General features: G+C 32.6%; 3 protein-coding genes. 1 reads left to right on the top strand and 2 read right to left on the bottom strand.

Translation table 11 applies throughout. The features are described from left to right. Positions 1–85, top strand: an 85-nt coding sequence (locus H9636_RS18860; protein WP_191709088.1) for an IS3 family transposase, incomplete at its 5' end; no start/stop codon positions are given. An 89-nt stretch (positions 86–174) separates the two neighbouring features. On the opposite strand, the gene H9636_RS18855 is transcribed toward H9636_RS18860, so the two are convergent. Then, positions 175–669 carry a CarD family transcriptional regulator gene (locus H9636_RS18855; protein WP_191709087.1) on the bottom strand — a complete coding sequence of 165 codons (495 nt, stop codon included), beginning with the start codon at positions 667–669 and terminating at the stop codon, positions 175–177. A 221-nt stretch (positions 670–890) separates the two neighbouring features. Next, positions 891–1,880 (bottom strand): acyltransferase family protein, encoded by a 990-nt coding sequence (locus tag H9636_RS18850; RefSeq protein ID WP_122970721.1) that lies wholly within the window; start codon positions 1,878–1,880, stop codon positions 891–893. Between the last annotated feature and the right edge of the window lie 353 nt (positions 1,881–2,233).

Here is a 2,233-nt window from a genome sequence, read left to right as displayed (position 1 = left end):
GGATTACTACAATACTGCAAGAAAACAATGGACATTAAAGAAGATGACTCCGGTAGCATACCGAAGCCATCTAATCGTCGCTTAAAATAGGTGGCGAACTCCCTTTTAATTAAACTGTCTACTTTATAGGGTTCAGTTCATTTGGCGAAATGCTCTTCTTACATATATGAACTATTAATTTTGTATCGTTTCTTCAACTCTCTTCATGACTTCTTCGACGGATAATTCTAGACTAATTGCTAATTCTTCGTAAAAAATCGGTGAAACTTGTTTCAAAATTTGCGTATCGTGATTTGTTAGTTTTTTATTATCTTGTTCTAACTCGTTTTTCTTTCTCAAAATGGTATTCATCATTTGGGCAATCTGTATATGATCCTTTGACTCTAGTATATTTTGATAATGTTGAGACCGATCGACCATATGTTCTTGCCAAACATCAGGAGGATTTTTAAATATTTCTAAAATACCCTCTGCTTCCTTTTTAGAAGTAATGGGTGCTAATTTTGAATCTTCCGTTTCAACTGGATGATATAATTTTATGGATGCATCATGATAAGAATGTAAGACGTAGTAATGCTTTTGTTGCCCAGAAAAGGATAATTCCTGAATATCTTGAATCACACAAACACCATGAGCACCATAAAAGACTTTATCACCGATTGTAAACATTACATTACCTCCCATTAAATACCTTTTGAATTAAAATAAACATCCTACTAGCAAAGGCTCCTCGTATCATTTAGTTGATACATATCAATATATGCTTTCACTAAGCTGTACTTGCCTTTTTTACAAATAAAGAACAAAAATTCACCATTACAAAACCGCGCATAACCTACACTGTTGGGCTATTCGTGAAATAAAAAAGGAACTAGAGAATCATTTCTTCTCTAGTTCTGCGTAGTTCGTTCATTTTTCTTTTTCACCGTTATTAATGGGGCGATTACTTTCCAAATCCATTTATTAGATAAGACACAAACGATTATAAACGCTATACCAAATAATAGGATATAGTTCCCCGTTTCCTTAATCCATTCATAAGCCACTGTTGATTCAAAGGCTCTTATAATAAATAAATGTAATAAATATACACATAATGTTTTTGCACCTACATTTGTGTACCAACGCTTATTTTCAGGTACTAAAGATAAGAAAATATAAGTCGCCACAAACATGAATACATATACGAGTAAGCGGCTTAACGCACCTATTTCTAGAATTGAAAATTCAATTTCCTCATAAGGAATTCGTCCAAATAGCCATTCTTGCCAACGAACATCTCCGTAAAGATGGATGACGATAACAAGCACTAGCCCTAAAATACTCGCAATGGATACATTCCATTTATTTTTCATCTTCACGAAATTTTCACGACTCATGTAATACCCCATTAAAAAGAACGGGAAGAAGAAAAATATTCTTGCCAATGACAGCCATTCATTTACTTCACTAATATAGCCGACAGATAATGATAAAACTACTGACATTACTACCATAATCCAATGACGGCCAAATATCGTTAACATCAATTTCCACATGACCATACTCAATAAAAACCATAAAGCATAACGCGGTTCAAAAAAATCATAGGTAACATCGTCACCAAAGATGTTTTTATAATAAAATGTATAGGCTATTTGAAAAATGATGTAGGGTAGCACTAACGTTTTCCCTATTTTTTTCAAATCATTTTTACTTTTGATCGTTCGAGAAAAGTGCCCTGATATTAATATAAATGCCGGCATATGGAATAAGTAAATGACCAAATATAAAGTATCGAGATACTCGTTCTCTTGTAGATAACCAGACATTAAATGTCCTAATACCACTAAATAAATAAGTAAAGCTTTTGCGTTATCAAAATATGCACTTCTGTTCATTTTTATCCCTTCTTTTCCTTTCAGATTACTATTCTAACATAGAATCATAGTCTTCCAGATTTCCAATTTCTTCACCGGGATGAAAAATAGCCCGTTTAAAAATTAATTGATTTCTTATATAAACGTTTAATTATTCTATATGAATGCGCTTTATTCATAAAAAATGAAATTTACCCCATTTTCAAAATTTCTGAAGGGTGTCTTTTATCTTACCGAGTGCTATTTTTTTACAATAATTCATTTCATTTTAATCCCACTTCCAAAATTCCCCTCCGCAAAAAAGAGGCTGGGACATAACTAGCTTCAAATAGTGAGAAAGGTGAATTTGATGAAACTCAAATTCACCTTTCTCT

Source organism: Ureibacillus galli (genome assembly GCF_014836845.1).
Taxonomy (GTDB): domain Bacteria; phylum Bacillota; class Bacilli; order Bacillales_A; family Planococcaceae; genus Ureibacillus; species Ureibacillus galli.
This window is presented reverse-complemented; position numbering and strand designations above follow the sequence as displayed.

What these genes read in the sequence shown, in the direction of transcription:
- H9636_RS18855 (WP_191709087.1), bottom strand. Translation starts at nt 669, where the DNA reads ATGTTTACAATCGGTGATAAAGTCTTTTATGGTGCTCATGGTGTTTGT.
- H9636_RS18850 (WP_122970721.1), bottom strand. Translation starts at nt 1,880, where the DNA reads ATGAACAGAAGTGCATATTTTGATAACGCAAAAGCTTTACTTATTTAT.